The organism is Paenibacillus barengoltzii G22, from assembly GCF_000403375.2.
Taxonomy (GTDB): domain Bacteria; phylum Bacillota; class Bacilli; order Paenibacillales; family Paenibacillaceae; genus Fontibacillus; species Fontibacillus barengoltzii.
Map to the genome: position 1 here is coordinate 415343 of NZ_KE159654.1, position 23473 is coordinate 438815.

19 protein-coding genes and 1 riboswitch are annotated in these 23473 nt (G+C 52.0%); of the genes, 8 read left to right on the forward strand and 11 right to left on the reverse strand.

Going from position 1 to position 23473, the window contains the following annotated elements; all coding sequences use genetic code 11:
- Nucleotides 1–106: 106 nt before the first annotated feature.
- Nucleotides 107–287, reverse strand: a riboswitch (cyclic di-AMP (ydaO/yuaA leader).
- A gap of 239 nt (nt 288–526) precedes the next feature.
- The 3 genes from C812_RS16720 to C812_RS16730 form a co-directional block, all read right to left on the reverse strand.
- A complete protein-coding gene (locus C812_RS16720; protein WP_016313835.1) occupies nt 527–1642 on the reverse strand; it encodes a threonine aldolase family protein in 1116 nt (371 codons plus the stop codon).
- Between the two features lie 97 nt (nt 1643–1739).
- A complete protein-coding gene (locus tag C812_RS16725; protein WP_208855765.1) occupies nt 1740–2597 on the reverse strand; it encodes an imm11 family protein in 858 nt (285 codons plus the stop codon).
- A 287-nt stretch (nt 2598–2884) separates the two neighbouring features.
- Nucleotides 2885–4165, reverse strand: coding sequence for a methyl-accepting chemotaxis protein (locus tag C812_RS16730; protein ID WP_016313837.1), 1281 nt, complete (start codon nt 4163–4165; stop codon nt 2885–2887).
- A gap of 268 nt (nt 4166–4433) precedes the next feature.
- Here C812_RS16730 and C812_RS16735 point away from each other — a divergent pair, with 268 nt between their 5' ends.
- Complete coding sequence (locus C812_RS16735) at nt 4434–5186, forward strand: SDR family NAD(P)-dependent oxidoreductase (RefSeq protein ID WP_016313838.1); 753 nt, start codon at nt 4434–4436, stop codon at nt 5184–5186.
- Between the two features lie 56 nt (nt 5187–5242).
- On the opposite strand, the gene C812_RS16740 is transcribed toward C812_RS16735, so the two are convergent.
- The 3 genes from C812_RS16740 to C812_RS16750 form a co-directional block, all read right to left on the reverse strand.
- Complete coding sequence (locus C812_RS16740; protein ID WP_016313839.1) at nt 5243–6361, reverse strand: mechanosensitive ion channel family protein; 1119 nt, start codon at nt 6359–6361, stop codon at nt 5243–5245.
- A 112-nt stretch (nt 6362–6473) separates the two neighbouring features.
- Nucleotides 6474–8207 carry a methyl-accepting chemotaxis protein gene (locus C812_RS16745; protein WP_016313840.1) on the reverse strand — a complete coding sequence of 578 codons (1734 nt, stop codon included), beginning with the start codon at nt 8205–8207 and terminating at the stop codon, nt 6474–6476.
- Nucleotides 8208–8382: 175 nt separating this feature from the next.
- A complete protein-coding gene (locus C812_RS16750) occupies nt 8383–11016 on the reverse strand; it encodes a calcium-translocating P-type ATPase, PMCA-type (RefSeq protein WP_016313841.1) in 2634 nt (877 codons plus the stop codon).
- Nucleotides 11017–11261: 245 nt separating this feature from the next.
- Between C812_RS16750 and udk the strand changes: the two genes are divergently transcribed.
- The gene (gene udk, locus C812_RS16755; RefSeq protein WP_016313842.1) at nt 11262–11885 is read left to right on the forward strand and encodes a uridine kinase; all 624 of its coding nucleotides are present in this window, start codon (nt 11262–11264) and stop codon (nt 11883–11885) included.
- Between the two features lie 58 nt (nt 11886–11943).
- Here the strand turns inward: udk and C812_RS16760 are convergent, their stop codons facing one another.
- The 3 genes from C812_RS16760 to C812_RS16770 are packed head-to-tail and all read right to left on the reverse strand — an operon-like array spanning nt 11944 to nt 15678.
- Nucleotides 11944–13053 (reverse strand): GerAB/ArcD/ProY family transporter, encoded by a 1110-nt coding sequence (locus tag C812_RS16760; RefSeq protein ID WP_016313843.1) that lies wholly within the window; start codon nt 13051–13053, stop codon nt 11944–11946.
- A gap of 20 nt (nt 13054–13073) precedes the next feature.
- Entirely contained in the window at nt 13074–14129 is a 1056-nt protein-coding gene (locus C812_RS16765; RefSeq protein ID WP_167669330.1) for a Ger(x)C family spore germination protein, read from the reverse strand.
- A 34-nt stretch (nt 14130–14163) separates the two neighbouring features.
- Complete coding sequence (locus C812_RS16770; RefSeq protein WP_244268344.1) at nt 14164–15678, reverse strand: spore germination protein; 1515 nt, start codon at nt 15676–15678, stop codon at nt 14164–14166.
- Between the two features lie 215 nt (nt 15679–15893).
- Between C812_RS16770 and C812_RS16775 the strand changes: the two genes are divergently transcribed.
- The 3 genes from C812_RS16775 to C812_RS16785 all read left to right on the forward strand — a co-directional run bounded on the left by C812_RS16775 (nt 15894) and on the right by C812_RS16785 (nt 20268).
- Entirely contained in the window at nt 15894–17648 is a 1755-nt protein-coding gene (locus C812_RS16775) for an ABC transporter ATP-binding protein (RefSeq protein WP_016313846.1), read from the forward strand.
- Nucleotides 17638–19473, forward strand: coding sequence for an ABC transporter ATP-binding protein (locus tag C812_RS16780; RefSeq protein ID WP_016313847.1), 1836 nt, complete (start codon nt 17638–17640; stop codon nt 19471–19473). The genes C812_RS16775 and C812_RS16780 overlap by 11 nt, the downstream gene beginning before the upstream one ends.
- A 123-nt stretch (nt 19474–19596) precedes the next feature.
- Nucleotides 19597–20268 (forward strand): SGNH/GDSL hydrolase family protein, encoded by a 672-nt coding sequence (locus C812_RS16785; RefSeq protein WP_016313848.1) that lies wholly within the window; start codon nt 19597–19599, stop codon nt 20266–20268.
- A 54-nt stretch (nt 20269–20322) separates the two neighbouring features.
- On the opposite strand, the gene C812_RS16790 is transcribed toward C812_RS16785, so the two are convergent.
- On the reverse strand, nt 20323–20535 hold the full coding sequence (locus tag C812_RS16790; protein ID WP_016313849.1) for a DUF378 domain-containing protein: 213 nt from the start codon (nt 20533–20535) through the stop codon (nt 20323–20325).
- A gap of 200 nt (nt 20536–20735) precedes the next feature.
- Here C812_RS16790 and C812_RS16795 point away from each other — a divergent pair, with 200 nt between their 5' ends.
- Complete coding sequence (locus C812_RS16795) at nt 20736–21440, forward strand: hypothetical protein (RefSeq protein ID WP_016313850.1); 705 nt, start codon at nt 20736–20738, stop codon at nt 21438–21440.
- A 43-nt stretch (nt 21441–21483) separates the two neighbouring features.
- On the opposite strand, the gene C812_RS16800 is transcribed toward C812_RS16795, so the two are convergent.
- Nucleotides 21484–21672 carry a hypothetical protein gene (locus C812_RS16800; RefSeq protein ID WP_016313851.1) on the reverse strand — a complete coding sequence of 63 codons (189 nt, stop codon included), beginning with the start codon at nt 21670–21672 and terminating at the stop codon, nt 21484–21486.
- Between the two features lie 197 nt (nt 21673–21869).
- On the opposite strand from C812_RS16800, the gene C812_RS16805 reads away from it, so the two are divergent.
- On the forward strand, nt 21870–22778 hold the full coding sequence (locus tag C812_RS16805) for an EamA family transporter (RefSeq protein ID WP_016313852.1): 909 nt from the start codon (nt 21870–21872) through the stop codon (nt 22776–22778).
- Between the two features lie 295 nt (nt 22779–23073).
- A complete protein-coding gene (gene mscL / locus C812_RS16810; protein WP_016313853.1) occupies nt 23074–23469 on the forward strand; it encodes a large conductance mechanosensitive channel protein MscL in 396 nt (131 codons plus the stop codon).
- The last annotated feature ends 4 nt before the right edge of the window (nt 23470–23473 follow it).

Below are 23473 nucleotides of genomic sequence, written 5' to 3' on the forward strand. Positions count from 1 at the left end.
TAGTCCTTTAGGCTTCCCATTCCTGCAGCGAACAACACAAAAAGGCCGCAGGAAAGTTGGACCTTCCCGCAGCCGCTTTAAAAAGTTCAAGCAGATCACTGCGACAATTCCCTCTTTCGGACGCTTACGGAGTTAGCTGACGGATTCGGGCACGAAAGCAGCCCTACGCAGTTTGGCCAAGTTGGCCAAATCAAGCGATTCACCCCGGAAACCCGCCCTTTTGGACGCGTTTCATTGGTTCCCCCGTTTCTTTCTGAAATAAAGAAAGAACTCAGCGATCAGGTATTTTCGCCATATCAAATTGCTACGGATGAATCATACTCCCCGCCTCAAGAAGTGTAAAGATGCGGAAAAGGCGAATGGGTCGGAAAATGGGATCGACCTTGTTCGAGGAAGCGCATACATCATCCTCTTGCATTCATTTTTGAGGGCAGGCTTGAATTATCGAAGCATACATGCAAAAAACACCGTAAGGAGCGACATCCAGTCGCTTCCTACGGTGTTCTGATCTCAAACCGATACAGGTTTAAAGCGAGAGTCCTCTCAACTTCTTATCCAGCAGCTCGAACGCCAGCTGCAGCCGATCTTCCGGCACCTCGCTATAGCGATCTCCGATACTGATTTCAAAGGTACTCCCCCCATCTGCCTTCTCTTTGACGAAAGAGGTTAAGCCAACCCCGGTTTCCCGATATACCTCAATCAGCACGGGCTCCAATCGATCCTTGGGAACGTCCGAATGAACATGGAACATGTTCGACACCGGGATCGCCGGGACGGTCTTCATCCGATGACATTGATTAAACAGACTGGAGAGCTCCTGCGCTTGCCGATAATACATCCCCATCTTTCCTATGCGCTGCTCATAGTAGTAATCCGCACTCAGAAAATAAGGATACAAGCTGATGAGATCCCCGCCGTGGCGTCTTTTCCACACCTTAGATTCCTTCGTCAACTCCGGATCCCCGGCCAATATGGCTCCGGCGATTCCGCCGATGCCTTTGTAGAACGAGATATAGACGCTGTCGAACAGGGCGCAAACCTCTGCGGCGGTTTTTTCGTAGTAAGGCAACACTTCAAACAGTCGGGCTCCGTCCAGATGCAGCTTGATGCCTCGCTCCCGGCAGTAGGCGGATATAGCTTCAAGCTCTTCGAACGGCGGCAGTTGACCGCCGATTTCGCGCTGCGGCAGCTCCAACAGCAGGCATGAGACATCCTCTGGCAGCTGACGAACGTCCTCCATCTCAATCAGCCGATCTGGATCCGCCAAGAGAATCGGCTCCAGCCCGTGCAGCTCCTTCAACCCGTCCTCCTCATGAATTTCCAAATGGCATAAAGGATGATAGGCCACACGTTTGGACCCTTTGCGGTCACACCATATCCGCAGGGCAATTTGCTGCGCCATTGTACCGCTCGGAAAAAATACAGCAGACTCCTTACCAAGCACTGCAGCCATTTTCGCTTCGAAAGCTTCCAGCGCTTGCCCTGAACCGTACATGTCACTGTCTACCCCGCCGCTGATCTCGGCAAAGGCCTGCTTCAACACTTCTACATTGCGTTTTCCGTGGCCCGCCACTTGATAAACTGTCCGTTCAAAGGCTGCCTTCAGTGTCCGCCTATCCAGTGCTCCATCATTTCCATACATGCTCCTCAACGCTCCTCTCCCATGCTGACTGACTAATTTGTATGATCATGCTTATTATACGCCATTTGAATCAGGAATCGATTGATCGATTGTCCACTTAAAATTTTATTTCGGACTTCTCTACTTCATGCCATAAATAACTAAGCAATATAGGAGGAGTATAGACAGGCATGATCCATTGGTAAGTCGAATCCAAAGTCAACTCACCAAGCCAAAATCTCCCTTTCTCATCTAGCTGCATTCTCCATTTTCCACTAGCAACAGCCTGTCCTTTATCAACGCGCTCTCTAGCTTCTTCGTATGTGAATTCCACACCTTTTTTTCGCTCGATTTCTTCAAGAGCCATCTCGTAATTCCGCTTCTGTTCCTGTTCCTTCTCCTCGGTGAATTCCGAATCGAATACGACAGAAAAGTCCAGGCCTTTGAACTTATGACTTTCTATTAAGTCTTTAAAGGCTTCGGTGACATATACTAGCGTAGAAGCTCGCTCAACAAATTTAAAAATATACGTCTCTGCAGGTATTTTTGTAAAATCAAATACTAACTTATTGAATCCTGCTAAAGATCCGTCTTCATATGTTCTAATATCAGATCGCTTCCAATCGACGCAGTCCAATACCTTCGTCACATTGATCATGTATAAATCCAACTCATCATGTAACAATGGTAAAAACTCAACTTCATCTTTTACAAAAGGTTCGATGACTTCTTTGACACGAGCGGAAATTACAGGTTTTGAGCTTAAAAAAACTGGAAAATCCCTGTAACTTTTCTTACTTACAGTTCTCACTTTTATTGGAGTCCATAAATCGAGTTTTGCTTCTCCATCAAAACTATCTGTAATCGGATGGTTCTCGTCGTTATCAGAAGTGATCACCATTGATTTGCTATAATTATAATTCCATTCATAAACCCGCATTTTAAGCCGCCTTTTCATTTGTTTAATTTCCCCCAAGTTTAACCTAGCATTAAGTAGTTTAACTAATTGCATGACCACCATTATGTGTTAACAGTGTCTGTCCATCTACTACCGCAATTGAAACACCCTTTTCCCTAGGCAAGTAAACAGGTTAGCAGAGGAATTTAGGTCGATCCCAATCTCTTTCATTATGTTATGTAACGCTTTAGCAGTATTTGATGCCCCATGAGGCACAAACTACTTCCTCAGACCTAGAATACATCGAAAAAAGAAAAGAGCGTTATGTAAGACGCTCTTTTTCATCATAAAGTTAACTATTAAACTTAAAGCTTGAACACGTTCGTCAACCCGTTCATATTCTCGGACAGTTCGACCAATTTACAGGAGGTCTGCTCGATATCCCCAAAGATCTGCTCCTGCGTACCCAGCTGATCTTGAATATCGCCAGAGACTTGCAGGCCCGACTCGATCGTGGTGTTCACATCCTCCAGCGTTGCGGTCATTTCCTCCAGCGCAGCGGCTTGGGTGGTAACCCCGTCGGAAATATCGTTCAACATGGCGAAGGTGTTCTCGATATTATCGATGATTTGCTCAATATTGACCTTCACATTCTCGGATTGGGTGACGCCTTGCTGCACCTTCTCTTCCGTCTGAGCAACCGCAGACACGACACTGCCAGTACGAACTGTCATATCTTCGACCAAGCTGCTGATTTCCTGAAGGGAGTGATTCGTATCCTCGGCTAATTTCCGGATTTGCCCGGCTACCACCGCGAACCCTCTTCCCTCTTCCCCAGCTCGGGCGGCTTCAATCGCCGCATTCAAGGCTAACAGGTGGGTCTGTTCGGAAATTTGTTTAATGATGCTGACGACCTCGGTTATTTTCTGACTTTGTTCCTCAAGCCCCAGCACCTCACTATTAACGTGCTTCGTATTTGCAGCAAGCTCATTAATCGCCTCAACGATGGATTCCACCGAACGCTTCCCGCCTTCCGCGGAATCCATCACCGATTGGGCTCGTTCCGCAATGCGATTCGTCAGTTCTGCCGTCGTCTGCGAATGGTTCGTAATCTCTGAGATCGCAACCGCTGTTTGCTTCATGCTCTCTGCATTTTGGGTAAACACGTTTAACAAATGCTTGATGCCTTCGTTGATTTCGTGCACCTGTCCATTCGCCTGCTCGATAATGCGGTTTAGCTCTTCCGAAGAATGCGTCACCCGTTCGGAGGAGGACTGGATGGATGCGATCAAATGCTTCAAGTTATCTCTAGCCTTCTGAAGCGAGCGGATCATTTGCCCAGCCTCGCCTTGTTGAAACGTATGTATTTTGACAGATAGATCGTTTTCTGCCATGGAATTGGCCAGCTTCGCTCCTTCTTTAAGCGGACGGACAAGAAATGCTTCGGAGATAAATGCAGCGATCAACTGGAAAATAAGAAAAATGATCAATGCCTTTAATACCAAAGAGGGGGTAATCAGTTTAAAGAAATCATTACTCTGGCTATAGGATAAGGTTACAATAAGAGCAGTGTTGGAGACGAACATGGCCAAGAAGACAAGCACCATGATTCGGGTCCGGATAGAAATATTGCGAATTCGATTCATCTTAGTATCACCTGGTTTATTTGTAGTATGGTAAAAATCAAAATCCTCTGGCACATTTTTTTATCCGCTCCAGGTATCTCCTCCCATTCTCGAGATAGGCACTGAGTTCCAAATCTTGCATGTGATTTTCGTTATATAGTCCAATATATAGTCCAAATTGACCATAGTCAAATTCATGTTAAATGGTAGTAAACCGCTTACAAGTCTAGTAAAATAAATAGGTTAGGAAATCAGCCGAGCATCTTTTAGCACACAGGAGGGGATCCGAATGGTTGATGTGAAAGGCAAATGGGCGCTCATTACCGGAGCCAGCCGCGGGATAGGGTATCAAATCGCGAAGTTTATGGCCGAGCAAGGCTGCAACTTGATTCTGCATAGCCGCAAGCTGGAGCATACCCGGCAATTGGAGCAAGAAGTTCGGACATCGGGCGTCCAGGTCTACTCTGTACAAGCTGAGCTGTCAAACCAACAGGAAGTTGTCGCCATGCTGGATGAAATCGAAGCCAAAGGCACGCCGGTTGACATCGTATTTAATAACGCCGCCGTTCAAATCGCTTACCGGACCGATTATTGGCAGACTCCAGTCTCCGATTTCGAGCAGAGCTTCCAAATTAATTTCATCTCCATCGTCACGATCTGCAACCGATTGATTCCCAAGATGATCGAACGCGGTTTCGGCCGGGTCATCAACACAACCAGCGGGATCAAAAACGAACCGGAGCAAGCCGGCTACGCCGCAAGCAAAGCCGCGCTCGACAAGTTCACCAAAGATCTCGCCTCCCGTCTCGAAGGCACGGACGTGATGATTAATTTAAGCGATCCGGGCTGGTGCCGGACCGATCTGGGCGGCCCGCATGCCCCGAATTCGGTGGAAAGCGTACTTCCGGGCATTGTGGTCGGAGCTTTCGTTAACGACCAGAAGAGCGGGCGCTATTTCCCTGCGCAAAGCTTCACCGGTCTGACGCTGGAGGAAGCCATCGCTAAGGCAGAGGAGATCGTAGCAGTGCCTTATATGATTTAACGCAATTTAACGCAAAAAACCATCCCGCGAGCAACCCGCCGCGGGATGGTTTGCATTCAGAACTCATATTGTCTCGAGCGGGTGGTGTCCACCTCAACGGACGTTGCCGGCGCTGATTCGAGAAATACGCGTTGTGCCGGATAAGCCAGCTTAATCCCCTCTTCCTCCAGCACCTGCATAAAGGCCAGATTCATTTCCTGACGCGCTGACAAGTACTCTCCCCAAACGGTTGATCGCGTGAAGTAATAGATGAAAATGCCTAAGCTGCTCTCGTTGAAATCCGTAAACTTCACGAAAATGGTGCCTGGGTCGATTTGCTCGTTGTCGCGAAGCAGTTGTTCGATTCGACGGATGGCTGCCATCATCCGTTCCCGATCAGAGTCCAGCGCCACAGGAAGTGTAAAAGTCACTCTGCGCTTGCCCATTTTGCTCCAGTTCGTGATCGGCTGATCTGCCAGTTGCGCATTGGGGACGGTAATCACCGCATCAGCGAAGGTGCGGATCTTCGTGCTGCGGAAGGTAATGTCCTCCACCATGCCTTCAGCGGTAGGCGTCAGAATCCAATCTCCTTTGGAAAATGGCTTTTCCAAAATAATCACAATGCCGCCAAAGATGTTCCCTAACGTATCTTTGGCAGCCAAAGCTACAGCTAAGCTGCCTAACCCCATGCCGGCCACCAGTCCATTGATGCTAAATCCCCACTCCGCCCCAATTAAGGCTACAGTGATGATAACCACAACGATCCGGAGGACCTTCGATAAGAACGGAATAAGCATGCTTGCATCGTCTAATCGGATTTTGCGGCTTAATCCCTCCAGCAATACCGAGGATTGGGCGGATAGGATGTACATCCCCCATCCGATCAAGGCGATGACGCCGCTGCGGAATAAGGGATCCAGGCCTACGGCGATTTCCACATTGCGCGGCAGCAAATATTTCAACCCTATTTCAAGGCCAATCAGAATAAATAACCACCGAAAAGGCCGCTCCAGCACTTGTCTCCATAGATTTAGCCGGTCCGGCTTCGCCGTCTTTCTGCGATCCAGCAGAGCGAAAGCCAGCTTCACGAACGCTTTGCTAAACAAAGCGAACAGCGCCATAATGCCGACGGCAATTCCAAGATCCTCCCAACCCAATTGTCCGAGGGACTTCAACACTTTTCCCCCATCGTTCAATGTTATAACACCCCCTTAAATAAAGGGTCATTATAACATGATCCGGTGAAAGATGTCTAAAGGCCATAACCCACAAACGACCATGTCGTGAGCTTGAGGAATGCGCTGCCGCCTACACTTTAAACTTGCCGATCATCGCCTGCAATTCCTCAGACAACTGACTTAGCCCCTCCATCGAAGCCATCATTTCTTGAACGCCGGCGTATTGTTCCTCGGTGTGGGCATAGACCTCGCGGGAGCCGCTGGCGGTCTGCTGAGCGACCCGGTCGATCGTGGTGATTGCCTGGACGACAGCATCCGATTGGGAGTACAGTTGCTCCGCCTGCCCGGTCACCCGGCTGATTTGCCCAGCCACCTGCTCGACCGCCTGACGGATGCTGCTGAACACCTCACCAGCTTGCTGAACCGTCGCAATGCCTGCTGCGACCTCCTGCGAACCGGCTTGGGCCGCCTCGATCACCAGCTCCATCTCACTGCGCACCCCTTCGAGCATCTCAGTCACATCGGCTGCGGCCGCTCCGGTCTCTGCCGACAGCTTGCGCACCTCCCCAGCGACCACGGCGAACCCTTTACCAGCCTCTCCCGCCCGTGCCGCCTCAATGGAGGCGTTCAGCGACAACATCTGCGTCTGCTTGGCGATCCCGGCAATCAGCTTCGCGGCCTCCGCAATTTGACCCGAGCGAACGCCTAGCCGCTCGATGAAGGCGCGAAGCTCGTCCATCTGCCGCTGGATCGAGGCCATCTGGGCCGCCGCTTGTGCCACAATGTCCTCGCCGGCCCGCGTTTCGTGCACCGCCGCTTCCGATTCTTCGCGGGCGTCATCCGCGAGGCTGGCCATCTCCTGGGCCCCCGCAGCCATCTTCGTCACTTGGGTCACGCCCAGTTCTACAGATTGCACCTGCTCCTCGCTTCCAGACGAAATTTGCCCCATGATATCGGAAATTTCTCCAGAGGAGGCGCGGAACTGCTCCGACTGGTGTCGCAGCTGATCCGCCGATGCAGCAACACGTCCCGCATGCCGACCCAGATTGCCGATCATTTCCTGCCAGCTTCGTCTCATATGGTTAAACGCAGCTGCGAGTTCGCCAATCTCATCACGGTTACTCACCGCGATCTCTGCAAGGGTTAAATCGCCGTCCGCCAATTCGCGGGCCCCCTTGACCATCACTCGCATCGGTTTGACGATTTTCCGGGACAACAGGACACCGGTCAAGACAGCGAACAGGATCGCGATGGCTCCGCAAATCGCTAATATCCATAGGGTGGTCGCCGATTCTTTCTTGAACTCGGCTAATTTCGCCTGAAGTTCGCTTTCCTGCAAGGTCCGCAGTTCACTTGCCCCATCAATCATCGCATCTGACGTTGGAATCGCCCACATCAGCGCTTCCGTTTTCGCCAAATCCGGCTTGTCCGATTGAACATAATCGCGAACCTTGGTCAGCAAGCGAGCAAATGTTGCATTGGATTCCGATAGCGAGGAAGCAATCGCCTCCTGCTCTTCACCCGGGGAAGCGCTTACGATTCGGCTGATGATTGTGTTCAGTTCTTCATTAGCTCCGGTTAACTGCTGTTCCTTCTCGGCCGAAGGCTCCACGATATAACTAAACAAGAGGCTGTTCTGACGCTGTGTCTCCACCTCCAGCCTGGCCGCCTGATCCCGTGTTGCCGTATTCTGCTCAAGCAGCTCGGAATAGTTCTGATCCATCCGGTTCAAGAACGCGTAGGCCACTCCAGCAATAACCCCCACCAGCAGCGATACCGTGATAAAAGCTGCCGTCAGCTTCCGACCGAGCGAAAAAGCGTGCCCTCCAGCTCCTACTCCATTGGATTTCTTCTGCTTCTCCATCTGTTGTCCCCCCTTGGTTGGATCTAACGAACAAGGGCCGCCAGACAAATCATCTGCGGCCTATGTTCTTCTTGGTCTATTCACTTGTATCATCTATCAAACCGTGGCAAGAGGGGAATTCAAAATTCTCCTTTGTTCTATCAAAATTCTCATATCTCAAGATTTTGCCGAAGTTTTAGGCGGACTCTCTAGCCTTCCCGGCCCGCATAAAGATCTTGATGATCTCATTCAAGATCAGCGGGATTAACGCCAAGAGAATCACGATCCCCCAATCGGAGAGGCTGAGATTTTGGACCTTAAACGCTGCGGCCAAGAACGGGATCGAGATCGACAGGAACTGTAACAGCAATCCAGCAATAACCGCTCCAACGAGCAACAGATTGGAGAACAGACCGACGGTGAAAATCGACTTGGTCGCACTGCGCTTCGAGAAGGCGTAGAACAGCTGCGACGCCGCAAGCACAACAAAGGCCATCGTCCGTGCGTAAGTCATCACATCCTCCGGAATACCGGAGGTGCGCAAACCATACCCATGCTCACGAAGTCCTATGTAAAATGCAACCAAAGTCAGCGCACCGATCAAGAGTCCTCCAAGCACTGCCTGCCACGCTGCACCTCCGGCAAAGAAGCTCTCCTTCGGATCACGCGGCTTACGCTTCATGACGTCCTTCTCGCCAGGATCCACACCTAGTGCAATCGCCGGCAACGTGTCGGTGACCAGGTTGATCCAGAGGATCTGGGTTGCCAACAACGGCAACGGCCAGAAGAATAAAATCGAAGCGAGAATCGCCACAATCTCCCCGAAATTACACGCCAACAGGAACGTTACCGTCTTACGAATATTCGCGTAGATGTTCCGACCTTCCCGAATCGCGTGGACGATCGTGGTGAAATTATCGTCGGTCAGAATCATGTCGCTGGCGCCCTTCGATACGTCGGTACCGGTAATACCCATCGCCACGCCGATGTCTGCCGTCTTCAGCGACGGCGCGTCGTTGACGCCATCCCCGGTCATCGAGACGATGTTGCCCTTCGCCTTAAAGGCCTTGACGATCTTCACCTTATGCTCAGGCGAAACCCGGGCGAATACGCGGATGCCCTTGATTTTTTCGGCAAACGCCTCATCCGACAACTCGTCGATTTCGGCCCCCGTCATGCTTTGTTCCAGGGAGCTGGCAATCTCCAGCTCTTTGGCGATTGCCACAGCGGTGTTGCGATGGTCGCCCGTGATCATCACCGGAGTGATCCCCGCCGCTTTCGCCTCGCGGATCGAATCCTTCACTTCGGACCGCGGCGGATCGATCATGCCAACGAAGCCAAGGATGGTCAGATCCTGCTCCATCTCCTCGGGCGGCAGGATGCGATCCGTATCCTTATAGGCAGCACCCAACACACGTAATGCATCGTCCGACATCGCTTCTGCGGCTGCCATGAAGCGTTGCTTCAGCTCTTCCGTCAGCGGTACGACCTCTCCGTGAACTACCGCGCTGTTCGATATCCGCAGCAGCTGGTCGATCGCGCCTTTCGTATGCACGCGATAGCCTTCCCGCGTCTGGTTCAGCGTGGACATCAGCTTGCGGTCGGAATCAAACGGCTTCTCGGAGATCCGTTTGTATTCGGCCTCCAGCGATTTCTTCGAAAGTCCATGCTGTTCGCCGAAAGCGACCAAGGCGATCTCCGTTGGATCACCGGTCCCTTCGCCATTCTCGTAAGTGGCATCGGAACACAACACGAACGTCTTGATCATTTCGATCGGTGCCTCATCGCCCAAAGGCTCCGCAGTAAAATGCTTGACGACCGTCATTTTATTCTGGGTTAAGGTCCCGGTTTTATCCGAGCAGATGATGTTCACCGAGCCCAACGTTTCTACGGCCGGCAGCTTCTTGACAATGGCGTTGATGCGAGACATGCGCGTGACGCCAAGTGCGAGTACAATCGCCACGATGGCTGGCAGCCCCTCCGGAATCGCCGCGACCGCCAGGCTGATCGCAGTCAGGAACAACTCGAACAGATCTCGTCCCTGAATAAGGCCAATGACGAAGATCACGACGCAGATGCCGATAGCGATGTAACCCAGCATTTTGCCGAGCTCATCGAGCTTCTTCTGCAGCGGAGTCAACTCCTGCGTATCTTCGTCCAGAATCTTGGCGATTTTGCCCATCTCTGTATTCATCGCCGTCCCGACGACAACCCCTTCGCCGCGGCCATACGTCACAAGCGTCGACATAAATGCCATGTTGCTCTGATCTCCGATGGGCGTTTGCGCTTCTTGATGCAGATCCTCCGCATTTTTATCCGACGGTACGGACTCGCCGGTCAGTGCGGATTCCTCAATTTGCAGATTCGCACTGTCAATCAACCGCAAATCGGCTGGAATGAAACGTCCGGCATCCAGGATCACGATATCGCCCGGAACGATCTCCCCGGAATCGATTTCCTTCACATTCCCGTCACGCCGTACCAGCGTTTTGGGGGTGGTCATTTGCTGCAGCGCTTCAATCGCTTTCTCCGCTTTCTGCTCCTGAATGACTCCGATAATCGCGTTCAACAGGACAACGGCCAAGATGATGACGGCATCCATGTATTCTCCGACAATCAGCGTAACGATGGCGGCAGCCAGCAGCACATAAATCAGCATATCCTTTAGTTGAGCGAAGAAGACCGACCAAATGCCCGGCTTCGGCTTGCCTTTAATCTGGTTTGGCCCGTACTTCGACAGACGCTTCCCGGCTTCTTCCGAAGACAGCCCGGCAGCGGGATCCACCTGCAGCTCTTGCAAGACGGCCTCCCGGGTTTTCGTATGCCACATCAGCAGCACCTCTTTACTTGAATTTGGCAGACATGAACATACCCTTATTGTAAACCGAATCCGCGGGAAATTATGAGAAAAAATAAACAACACTCCACATCGATATCCCGCCACAAATTTGCCATAATATGAAGGACCTCGAGTCAGCCGCATGAAGATGAAAAAATGCCTGGGCTATGCTACAATACTGAGATGTTAAACGGGAACGTTTAGAGGGATGTCATTCTAGGAGGGTATTTCATTTCATGTTAATTATAGGTATCGCCGGCGGCACCGGGTCCGGGAAAACGACGGTGGCCCGCTCGGTTATCGGCCAGCTGGACACTGATAAAGTGACGTTTATTTCACAAGACAACTACTATAAAGACCAGTCGCACCTCAGCATGGCCGAACGGGAAAAGACGAACTACGACCATCCCTTCGCCTTCGATAACGAGCTGTTGGTGGAGCATTTGAACCTGCTCAAGAACGGACAAGCTGCCTATGCTCCGGTGTATGATTTTACGAAGCATACCCGTTCAGATAAGACGATCAAGCTATTACCTAATAAGATTATTATCGTTGAGGGACTCTTTGTCCTGTATGACGAGAAGCTGCGGGAGATGCTCGACATCAAGGTGTTCGTGGACACTGACTCCGACGTGCGCATCCTTCGGCGGGTACTGCGCGACATGGAAGAACGCGGTCGTTCGATCCACTCCATCCATCAGCAGTACCTGGCCACGGTAAAGCCGATGCATGAAGCCTTTATTGAGCCGTCGAAAAAATACGCCGACCTCATTATTCCCGAAGGCGGGCATAACGAAGTGGGCATTCAAATGCTGACCATCCTGACGGAGAAACATTTGACCGGAGGGTTTAAAGTCTAGATAAACAGCGAATGAAACACCTGCAATTGGCAGGTGTTTCATTTTTCAACGAATGGGGTTAATTACTCCGGGCCGTCCGAATGCGGATCACCGCTTGTCTAACTAAAGCAATCAGAAACAGCAGCGGAAGGTAGCCGAAGGTCAGGAAGCCGCCAATCTGCGAGATGAGGAGTTCCATTCGTTCGATGCCCACCGGGGTTCGCACGGAGATGATTACTCCAAAAACCACGAGTAAGGTGATCCATAGCGCCCATTTCCTTGGCAACTTCAAAGTTTGATGCAGAATACGAACCGCTGCCCAGATCGAAATGCAGCAAACCGGGAAGATCACCAGCAGCCAATCAAAGATATAGATATAGTCGAAACGTTCCAAAAACGCCAAACGAATAATTTTAGATAGAACAAGCGTTGGCCAAATCGTTCCCTTCAGCTGCAACATATTGAAATATCCCAGGGTCGTGATCAGCACGAGCATATAAAGCACGGTGGTATAGGCTGTCGCGAGATGAGCCCATTTGTGCGCTTTGCGCTTGTCCTTGAGAAATGGGTAGTAGAACAAGAGAAATTCGGGCCCTAAGAAGATATAGAGTGAATTCATCGCCGACGTTATATAATCACCCAGATCATGATTCATGATCGGAAGAAGGTTGTTCCAATGGGCGAGATTCATGGGAAAATACAGCGTCGGGAGAATCAAACTGGGAATGAAGACACACAGCAAGCAGATGCCCGTAACGACACGAAAACCGCCGGATACAATGTACGCAGCCGCCGCTAAAATGATCAGCGCAATTTGCCATAGCGCCGAATCCGGAAACACCCATACATGGATCACTTCCACATAGGGCCGAATCTGCCCTACACAAATCAACACACAGTAGAAGAACAGAAGCAAGCTTAACGCCTTGCCCATGAGGTTGCCGAATAGTTGGCGATGGAGGGAGAAGATATCCCCGTCTTCGGCCATACGCATCAAACGGAACAACATAAAAATAACGAAATGCATTAAGACGCCTACCCCCAGCAAAGAAACCCAGGCGTCCTGCTGCGCGCCGCGAGTAATTTTTTGCTGAAAATTCAACATCCCGATCCCCGTTTGAACCCCGTGGACTAAAAACCAGGTGAAGTAAGCTGAGACTTGGCTGCTTGGCTTGACGTTTTGGCTCATCTGATTCTCCCGCCTTGATCCTAATGTCCGATCCCCGATTCTTTCAGAGTGAGATGCGTATGAACTTCGAAACGCATGCGCGGGTATTCCCGCTTGTAGAAATCCTCTTCGTCCCAGGAACGTCGATATCCCCGAACAAAGTCACCTAAGCCGAGCGGATCTACGCCGTTGTCACGCAGCTTGTTCAGAAGCTTTATAGCATTGTCATTTATTTGCTGCTCTAGCTCGGATACCGTATATTTGTAGGTGATTTCAGAACGCATATTCATTCTCGGGATTTCCTTTAACATCCCTATTAGATGCAAGTCGATGGTCATTTTGAGGGCTTCTCCGTGATCTAGGGCGAAGTGCATGGATGGCTCTTCCTTTAGCAGGCTGAGCGCTGCCACATGTTCCTCGGAACCCGCATTGATTTGAACGGGTAAGATCCCGCCTTTTCCACGTCCTTTCATCATTTTGAGGAGCAGCGTCTCCTTCGCATCTATCACCAATTTCAGCCGATCGTATTGAAAAATACCGAGTCCTGTGAATTCGATTTTCCCATACTTGTTCCTCTTAAGATACGGAGCGTATGCGTCCCTCCCTGTTCCATAACAATTGAATAAAAAAATATGCAGATTGTTCAGAGGAGCGTTATCCGACGTCACATTTTGCTCGATTAAATGATAGGGCAGTCCTTCCCTGTTTTTTCCTTTTAAACTTTGGAATATCTCTTGCGGAGGTTCCTCCGAGACGGCCAAGATCATGCTTGTGCTGGTGATCGGGCTTCTGCAGAAGGTATGCAAGAAGGAATCCAAGCCTTGCTCGGCCATCCGGCGGCTAAATACTAGCATCCGCAGCTTCCCCGTTTGAATCGTATGGGGCGACTGCATGTTCATTTCGCTGAGCATCAACTCAACCGTATCCCCTTCCCCTTGGATGGACTTAATTCTATCGTTTTCCATATGGTCCACATAGAGACCCATGGTCTGGTATTTTCCGTTCTTCTGATCGACTCCCAACACGGTGAGAATTTTTATTCTGTCCACGATCCGAGTTTGCATGCAGCCGATCAACGTCAGAGTCATCCCCAGCATAAGAGCGGTGAGAACAACAAACCTACTAAGCCGTTTATTCCGCATAGTCATCCCCCTTCCGAGATTGAGGGTGGTAGCGATAAGCGGTTAACGGGCGAAGGAATAAGCTGCGGCGATTCACGTATTGATAGGAGGCCCGAATCGCGCTGTCTTCCAAATTGCTCGTTCGGAAAGGATACAGCGGCGCGAGATACGGCATCCCAAGCGATTTGAGCCGGATTAAATGCCCCATCAACATCAAGAAACCTACGGTAATCCCAAGCCCTCCCCAAATGGCCGCTAATAAAATAAACGGAAAACGTACCAGCCGGATCGTATTCGCCATTTTGACAATGGGAGTCGTAAAGGAGGCCAGTGCCGCCAGTGCCACGACAATCAATAAAATATTACTGGTCAATTCGGCTTGCACCGAGGCTTCGCCAATGACTATGCCTCCGACAATCCCCAGGGTCTGTCCAATTTTAGACGGCAGCCGTGCCCCTGCCTCTCGAAGCAGATCGATGGTGATCTCCAGAAAGATCACTTCGACGACCGGCGGAAACGGCACATGGATTCGTGACTGAATTAACGGCCCCAGCATCGTTTCAGGGATGATCTCATAATGAAACGTCATAACCGCCACATAGATCGGCGTGGCAAACACCGAGAACAACACGCTGAGGAGTCGAATGATTCGATGAAAGGACCCTAGGATCCACGGCAAAAAGTAATCCTCCGGCGACAAGAAAAAGCCCATAAAGTTAGCTGGAGCAGTCAAAACGTAAGGAGAACCGTCCGAGAAGACAGCCACTTGACCGGAGGTAAGGGCAAAGGCGACTCGGTCGACCCGTTCGGTGGAGATAAATAACGGGAACAAGGTGTTGCTCTGATCGGCGATAATCTCCTCCAGCTGGGATGTGTCGTACAACACTTCGTAATCGATGCTTTTGAGGCGCTGCCTCATCGTCTCGACGATCTCCGGATTGGTGACATCCTCCAAATAAGCGATCACCACTCGGGTGTTGGAGTGAGAACCGATCGTCAGCGTTTCGAAAATCAACGCGGGCGTTGCCAGCTTCTGCCTTAAGAGATGCTGGTTCGTGTCCAGATTCTCCACAAAGCCAACCTTCGGACCCATGACACTGAATTCATTCTCGGTATCGTTGCTCTGCCGCTGGCCGGTTTGGCCGTTATTCAAATTCGCCAGCACATACAGGCCTTCCGCCGAATCCATGCGGAGCAAGACATAACCTTCCATCAGTTTGGCGACGACTTCTTTCTCCGTGTTTGCCAGCATCACCTCGGCAAAAGGCAGCAGGTCCTTCAGATCTTCCGGACGCCCAAGCTGATCCCGATGCTTCTGCAGCGCGGGAAGCAAAAAACGGGTCACCTTATCATCCGACACCAACGAACTGTAATAGGCGATTCGTATCAATCCTTCGTTTTCCTCAAAGGGCGAAAATTCGTGAAAATCACTGGATTTCCGAACCTGCTCCAGGCTCGCTTGTCCCTGCTTCAGCCTTTTCTTCGCATAGGAATGCTTCACAAACATCCCCTCGGTTTCAATCATTTTCCTTTAGAGTTCCGCAGCCAGCTGGGGTTTATGCAACAAACCGGCACCGTTTCCCCGCTCTACACCTGTATCTTCAATGCATAAATATACAAAATGACGTGTCCCACGGTTTGATGGATCTGGAAATTCGCAGTATGATTAAAAAGCTGAGACTGGAAAAAAGGAGGTCGAAGAATAACAATCACCTTTTCTGGGAAAGGACGGGATGCCCGATGCGTGGAAAAACCTTATTGCTGAGCCACATGAAGTCGCATTTTCCGCTGTATTTGACAGCTGCGCTATGTTTGACGGCTGCCAATGTGACGTATTCATATTTCCCGAAGGTCCTGGGGGATTTTACGGATCACCTCCAGCAAGGCGGGCTGACTAGAAGCGGAGTGGGCCGATACACGCTGACTCTGGCTGCCATCGCCGTCGTCTATGGCCTATGCTTCGGATTCGGACAGTACATGAACCATCGCTTAGGGCGGATGTTCGAATTTCGGGCCCGGAACCAATTATTTCGGCATTTTACTCAATTAAGCGAAGCGTTCTTCTCGAAACACGGAATCGGCAAGCTGCTCAGCTACGTGATGAATGACGTCACCGGCGTGCGGGAGTCGATCGCTAACGGGTTGAACCAGTTAACTAATGCGTCGGTGTTGTTGATCTCCGTCATCACGATGATGATGGTCAGCGATATTCCGGCGCTTTTGATCGTGGTATGTGTCTTGCCGCTGATTGCCATCCCGTTTATCGTAAGCGGATTCGGCCCTAAGATCCGTGACAACTCGCGAAAGGTGCAGGAGTCGCTTGCGGCGATGACGGAAGCTGCAGAGGAGCAATTTGAAGGCATCAAGGTGACGAAGAGCTTCGCAATCGAAGAGATTGCCCGCGCCCGGTTTGGGCAGACTGTGGACCGCATCCTGAGCAGCCAGCTGTCGCTGGTCCGGATGAGCTCGCTCTTTCAGGTGCTGCTGCCGTTTACCGGCGCGGTTTCCATGGCGGTGGCCATCGCTTACGGCGGCCTGCTCGTCTCGCACGGCGAGCTGTCGCTGGGTAATTTCGTGGCCTTAACCTTATATTTGCGGATGATTATGAACCCGCTGCGGCTCATCGGCAACGTGATCAACTTCATGCAGCGTGCGCGAGCTTCCCTTGACCGGCTGAACCACCTGTTGTCCATGAAGCCGGACATTTACGATGAAGCCGATGCCCTGCCGCTGCCGGAAAATCCGCACAGCCTCGACATCGAGATCCGCGGGTTAACCTTCACCTATCCGGACGCCGCCCGCGCATCGCTGCAGGACATTCACCTTCGGCTCAAGCCTGGAGAAACGCTGGGCATCGTGGGCCGAACCGGCAGCGGGAAAACGACGCTCGTCAAACTGCTGCTGCGGGTATACGATCCTCCCCGTGACACAGTCTTCATCGACGGCCGCGACATCAGAAGCTTGACGCTGGAGAGCCTCCGCACCCGGATTGCCTACGTGCCGCAGGACGGCTTCCTGTTCAGCACGACGCTCCGCGACAACATCGCCTTCTTCGACCGAACCTCCGAGCTGCGCCAAGTGGAGGACGCCGCAAGGATGGCGGATCTCTATGACAACGTCGTAAAGTTCCCGAAGCGGTTCGATACCGAGCTGGGCGAACGCGGCTTAACGTTATCCGGCGGGCAGCGTCAGCGCACCAGCTTGGCCCGAGGACTGATCAAGAACGCGCCGATCCTGCTGCTTGACGACAGCGTCAGTGCGGTAGATTCCGTAACGGAGACGCGCATCCTGTCTCATCTCCGGGAAGTTCGTAAAGGAAAAACAACGCTGATCATCGCCCACCGCATCAGTGCGGTGAAACATGCCGACCGCATCCTCGTGCTGGATGACGGGCGGATTGCCGAGCAAGGAACGCATGAGCAGCTGCTGCAAGCCGGAGGCTTGTACGCAGACCTGTATCACCTGCAGGAAGGAGAGGATTGCGATGTCAACTAATTCCGAAGCAGCCGACACCCGCAGGAAATACGAGGTCACTCCGGAGCAACGGAGGAAGGCGTTTGCCGCCCTGCTCACCTATGCCAAACCACACCGAAAGGCGTTCATCGCCGTGTTTGGTTTTGCCTTTCTGGCCATTTCCGCCGACCTGCTGCAGCCGTTCCTGATCAAATATGCCATCGATGAGAAGGTGCTGTTTGGTGCACACGGCCCCAGCATCCTGCTTAGCCTCGCTTTGGCCTACCTTGCGCTTGAGGCAGTCAGCGGCGTGTTCTCCTATTGGCAGGCGAATCTGCTGCAACGGGCCGGGCAAAGCATCGTTGCCTTGCTGCGCAAAGATCTGTTTAAGCAGATCACCCGGCAGTCGATGTCTTTCTTCGACCGCAATTCAGCTGGCGGCCTTGTCACAAATGAGTCCAGTGATACGGAGACGATCAACCAGTTTTTTACCCAGGTGTTGTTAAGTCTGGTCCGCGACGGATTATCGCTGATCCTCGTTGTTGTCTTTATGTTTGCGTTGGACGTCCAGCTGGCCTTATATTGCCTAATTCTTTTTCCGATCATCACGGCCATTGCCATCGCCTTCCGTAAATATTTGCGCACCAGCTATCAGCGAGCCCGCTCGCTGTTGTCCCGGCTCATCGCGTTTACAGCGGAAAATCTGAGCGGGATGAGTCTGATTCAGTCGTTCCATCAGGAAGGGGAGCAAACGTCCCGCTTCAGGGACCGGAACACCGCCTATTTAAAAGCGAATCTGCGGGAAGTTCAGGCCACCGTCCTGTTTAACCGTTCCTTCGACGTGCTTGGCAATTTGTCGGTGGCCTTCGTCGTTTGGATCGGCGGCTTCGCGGTGCTGGGCCATCGCATCGAATTTGGCGTGCTGTATGCCTTCATCAGCTATATCCGCCAATTCTTTCAGCCGATCAACCAAATTACCCAACAATGGAACACGCTGCAGTCCACCATCGTGTCGGTGGACCGGCTGTGGCGAATCTTCTCCGCCGAGCCGGAGGTGCAAGACCCTGCGCCGGAGAAAGCCAAAGCGTTGCCGGCCCATACGGTTCGCGGGCGGATCGATTTCAATCGCATCCGCTTCTCATACACAGAGGGCCAGGAAGTGCTGCATGGCCTCGACCTTCATGTGCGAGAAGGAGAATTCATCGGCATCGTTGGCACGACCGGCGCAGGCAAGAGCTCCTTAGTGAACCTGCTGACGCGGTTCTATGATGTAGACGAAGGCAGCGTCGAAATCGACGGCACGGATATCCGCCGTCTTCCGCAGGCCTCGCTGCATCGCATCGTCGGACTGGTGCAGCAGGACCCGTTCCTGTTCGCCGGGTCCATTATTGACAACGTCCGCCTCTTCCGCGAGGACATTAGCCGCGACGAAGTGATTGAGGCCTGCCGGCGCATCGGCGCAGAGCCTATGATCACGCGGCTGAAGGACGGCTACGACACCCGGCTGTCCAATCGGGGCAGCGGGCTGTCCGCCGGTGAGCGCCAGCTGATCTCCTTCGCACGAATCCTGGTCTTCCGTCCCAAAATCCTCATCCTCGATGAGGCGACGGCGAATCTGGATTCCCAAACCGAGCTGTTGATCCAGAACGCGTTAAGCGTAGTGTCCGCCGGCCGGACAACGCTGGTCATCGCGCACCGCCTGTCCACCGTTCAGCACGCGGACCGCATCCTCGTGATCCAGAGCGGTCGGATCGCCGAGCAGGGCACGCATGAAACGTTGCTGGCCCGCGGCGGCTACTATGCGGAGCTCGTACGCCACTCACGGCAAGGTCGTGCGGAGCTGAGGCAGCTCGCACCGCGCAGGTAAGCCTGTTCAGTATAGGGGTTGGTCTGAATGGAATCGGATCAGCCCTTTTTTGATAAATCGCACCTCCCCACCTGGTTCGCAATACTATAGTTGTAAAGTCTATCTTAGGTGGGTGACCTGGAGATGATATACACCGCACTTGGGGATTCCATCACGTATGGCGATAACGCGACCTCGCCGCGGCTGGCCTATCCTCAGTTAATCGTATCGGATTATAATCGCTCTACCCCCCGGCCCATCCGGGGTTATGTATTAGCCCGGTCCGGCTGGACCAGCGGCAATCTGCTGGATGCCGTGCTGCGGCAAGGCTCAGACATGATTAGACAGTCCTCGGTTGTATCGGTCTGGATCGGGGGCGTCGATTTAGCCAATTCGGCGATTGACCCGCTCGTGAATGGCGGACCGTTTCCGAATATGGGGATCCTCTTCCAGTTTCGCCGAAATTTAAGCGCCCTCCTGGGCCATATTCGCAAAATCAGCTCTGCTCGGATCGTATGCTGCACCCAATACAACCCGTTCCCGAGCAATCCACTTGCCGTCGAGTGGATCAGTCGTCTAAACGAGACGACCCACGGCATCGCGGTCTCATACGGCGCGAAGGTCGCACCTGCGCACAGATGGTTTGAAGGGAAGCAAGCCGAGCTGATCGACGGGTATCGAGGCGGCCAATTGGAGGACCTCCTCGGCGGCACGCTGCCGATTCATCCGAACAATCAGGGACACCGGGTGATTGCGAACAGCCTTGCGCCCTACCTTTTTCCTAAAACCAGCGTATCTTCCAAGAAAAAAAAATAGCCGGGATGCTCTCGCATCCCGGACCTTCCCGCATACTTCCACGGATTCCCCAGCTTATCTGGCGACTTCATCATTCGTGACATCGTTGAAGAACTTAAACGCGTAAATGGCGCTAATGCCGACGAGCGTGTAGATGATGCGCGACATGGTCGAGTCTTGCCCGCCGAATATACCTGCCACTAAGTCATATTGAAAGAGCCCCACCAACAGCCAGTTTAATCCGCCCACAATCAGTAATGCGAGCGCTATTGCGTTTAACGTTTTCATTCCGGGCCAACTCCTCGGTCGAAATTTTTTTATTCATTAGTTAAATTTCCAAATTGCCCAAAATTTATGCAGATTCCGGCAAATATCACGAAACGGGCTAGAAATTGAGGAACAAGCACAGGCATCGAACCCATTTCGGAAGTAAGATATATCGAGGAAAACGTCTAGCGTAAAAAACTAAGCACCGAGGTGATCCTTGCATGGCAAGTTCGGCAAACATTCGCAAACGTGCGAAACAGCTGAAGGGCCAGCCGGTTCGCGTGGAATTGCACGACGGGCGTTCTTATATCGGATGGATCGCCGGGCTGGATGCGAACGGCCTGCTTCTCTCCTTACCCCCGCGCGGCAAGAAGAAAATGAAGAAAAAGAAGGCAGCTCGCAGCAAAAAAGCACGCTCATCGGCTATCCAGCAGCCATTGGACAGCGGCTTCCCAAGAGATCCCCGTTTCGCCCAGGGCATCCGTCCCGACGTCGGCTGGGGGCTAGGCGGTGTGCCTATGGGATATAGTCCTGGTCCTGGCCCTGGCGGCAATTGGGGAAGACCCCGGGAACTGGGCTATTACGGAAACTTGAACGGAGGATGGGGAAGACCTCAAGGTTATTATGGCTTTAGCGGAATGCCGGGAAGACCCGGTCCCAGACCTTATGGCTATGGCTTCGCTGGAGGGCCAGGGCGTCCGCGAAGACCGGGGCTGTTTGGCTTTGGCGGATCAAGCGGAAGCGAGGGCTCCGGCGGAACACAGGAGCAAAACACGGAGAGCTCTTCTTCCGAAAGACCCCGCCGCCCAGGCATTTTCGGAATGGTGCAGAAGGTGCAGAAATACATGCCCCTGATGAAGATGGGCTATAACGCCATCAAATCGATTATTCCGTTATTTAACGGCATCAAAGCCTTGATGGTATGACCCCAAACCACAAAGAGACGCAGAATCTGCGTCTCTTTGTTTATTACTTGCGGCGGTTCTTCGTGAATCGGGTATACACGATCAAAGCGGCGAGCATCATCGCCACAAATCCGATATTCTCGGCAGCGACAGCCGACATTCCAAACAAGATGCAAAGGTTCGTCACCAATCCGTTCGTCAGCAGCGCGATCAAGATCAAAAATATCGGCCGCCACAAGTTATACCTTCTCATTTTCGCGACACTCCTGCCCCTTTAATTTCGACGAATCTATGATTTCATGTTAGTAGCATTTTACCATAAGCAGAGAGTGTTTGCATTTTGACGGGTTTTGACCGTCCACTCTCAATAGTAAGTTTTTTCATAGACACTCCCCGCGGAATGATTTGTATAATCAGTAAGATTGCTATTTTGTTGGAAGGAGTATAGACATGTGGTTTCTATTTGCACTACTGACATCTCTAGCATGGGGGAGTGCCGATCTATTCTATAAAAAAGGCAGCGACAGCAAAGACCCGTTCAGTCATCTGAAGATCGTCGTTATGGTAGGTCTGGTGATGGGGATTCACGGCACGGCGTACCTGTTGATCGAAGGGCTGTCCTTTGATCCATTCGATATGATTCGCTATTTGCCGGTATCGGCGCTGTACATTCTATCGATGGCGATCGGCTATTTCGGGCTCCGGTACATTGAGCTCTCTATCGCTTCGCCGGTGCAGAACTCGTCCGGGGCGGTGACCGCGATTCTCCTGTATTTGTTCTTCCCTCATGATCTCGGATGGATGGACATTGCAGGGGTAGCGATCATTACCTTCGGCGTGGTGGGGCTGGCGATTTTGGAGAAACAAGAAGAGCGAATGGCCCTGAAGACGGGGACAGATCACCTCAACGCCAAATATCAAATCGGCGTGATGGCGATCACCTTCCCGCTGCTATACTGCCTGCTTGACGGCTTAGGCACGTTTGCTGACGGCATTTATCTGGACGAGCTGAAGCTGATTGGTGAGGATGCCGCGCTTCTGGCTTACGAGTTCACCTTTTTCCTGTGTGCAGCGGTGGTTTATATCTACTTGGTTGCAGTCAAAAAACAGCGGTTCAACCTCTGGACCGAACGCGTTAAAGGCGTAGCTGCGATCTTCGAGACGACCGGCCAGTTCTTCTACGTCTTCGCCATGGCCAGCAACGCCATCGTTGCGGCTCCGCTGATCGCTTCGTACAGCGTCTTCTCGGTGATTTTGTCCCGCCTGTTCCTCAAAGAGCGGCTCAGCCGGATGCAATACGCCGTCATCGCGCTCGTGCTGGCAGGAATCGCTTTGCTCGGCTTGGCAGACGAGCTGTAGGGCAAGCTGCTGCAGCCCGTAACGGACCGTAATGACCTTATTTGCACATTTCCCGAGAATTTTCCGATCTAACGGACTTCACGGCCCTTATTCGGGTTGGCGAGCTACTTTTCACGGTGATTTTTCGCAAATAGCGTCATCTCTGTCCGTTACGTTCCAGAAGTGCCCAACGGTCATCTATTAACGTCCCTAGTGTCCGTTAGAACTCCCACCCCCGCCTTTCCTCCTATGGACTAGCACCGGTTCGCTTATGGTATACTGCTAATAATATGCCAAAAAAGAGAGGTACTCCGTCATGTGGAAAGAATTCAAAGCCTTTGCGCTCAAAGGGAACGTGCTGGATCTAGCCATCGGGGTCATTATCGGTGCCGCTTTCGGGAATATCGTGACTTCCCTGGTTAACGACATGCTGATGCCGGTGATCGGGCTGCTGGTAGGCGGTATTAACTTGAAAGAGTTGCAATTTCAATACGGAGACACGGTGTTGAAATATGGAGCTTTCCTGCAAACCGTCATCGATTTCTTTATCGTCTCCTTCTCGATCTTCCTGTTCGTCAAAGGCATCAACAAGCTCAGACGCAAAGAGAAAGAAGATCCTAAGCCCGAAGCGCCGCCCGCGCCTTCCAAAGAGGAAGAACTGCTGGCCGAAATCCGCGATTTGCTGAAGCAACGAGCGTTGGACGAGAAGTGACTCA